At 58.0% G+C, this 1106-nt stretch carries 1 protein-coding gene; it reads left to right on the top strand.

The features are described from left to right. A partial coding sequence (locus M0H32_RS29395) for an integrase core domain-containing protein (RefSeq protein ID WP_248160318.1) occupies positions 1–1060 on the top strand: 1060 nt, incomplete at its 5' end. Between the last annotated feature and the right edge of the window lie 46 nt (positions 1061–1106).

Raw genomic sequence — 1106 nt, 5'->3', positions numbered from 1 at the left:
CAAGATCTGGAACCGTTACCGACGCGATGGGATGGAGGCGCTTTGCGACCGGTCTCGCCGTCCGGTGCGTTACGCCAACCAGCTTCCGGAGCAGGTTGAGCGGTTGATTGTCTCCACGCGGAAGGACAAGCCGCACTGGGGCGCGCGCAAGATCCGGGAGGTCCTGGTCAGGAAGCTTGCCGGTGACGTTCGTATTCCCGCGCAAAGTACGGTGCATGCGGTTCTTGACCGGCACGGCCTTGTCAGCAGAGCCCGCAAGAGGCGACGCGCCAACAAGGCCGAAGGCACGCCGCTTTCGGTTGGACCTGCCCCCAACGATCTTTGGGCCGCAGATTTCAAGGGAGAGTTCAAGCTGGGCAACCGGCTCTACTGTTACCCTTTGACAGTCACCGACCATGCGTCCCGCTACTTGCTGAGCTGCGAGGCCTTTGACTCGACGAAGGAAAAGCCGGTCATTGAGGCCTTCCTCGCCTTGTTCAAAGAGCGCGGACTTCCCACTGCGATCCGCACAGACAACGGCTTGCCTTTCGCCTCGCCAAACGGGCTCTACAATCTTTCAAAGCTGTCAGTGTGGTGGCTGCGCCTGGGTATCGGCATCGAACGCATCAAGCCCGGCCATCCCCAGCAGAACGGCCGTCACGAACGCATGCACCTGACCTTGAAGAAGGAAGCCACCCGGCCTCCGGGCATGAACAGTCTGCAGCAGCAGGCCAAATTCGACGCTTTCGTGAAAGAATTCAACGAGGAACGTCCTCATGAAGCGCTCAAAATGAAGACGCCGGCGGAAGTCTACACAGCCTCATCAAGGCAGTATCAGGGCCTGCCGGAGCTGGATTATCCCTTCCATGACAGGGATGCCTTGGTCACCGCATGTGGACGGATCTGCATGCATCGCAAGAAGATCAACGTCTCGACCGTTCTGGCCGGTCAGAAACTCGGGATCAAGGAAGTGGAGGATGGAATTTGGCTGATCAGCTTCATGAGCTATGATCTGGGATATATCGACCTGGAGCAGAGAACCCTACAGACAATCGACAACCCGTTCGGCACGAGGTTGTAACCCATGTCTCCGGTACAAACTGTTACCTATGTCTCCGGATCGGACA

The sequence above is a fragment of the Roseibium sediminicola genome, assembly GCF_023156505.1.
GTDB classification, from domain to species: Bacteria; Pseudomonadota; Alphaproteobacteria; order Rhizobiales; family Stappiaceae; genus Roseibium; species Roseibium sediminicola.
Note: the sequence above shows the minus strand (reverse complement) of the source record. Positions and strands in the feature narration are given on the sequence as shown.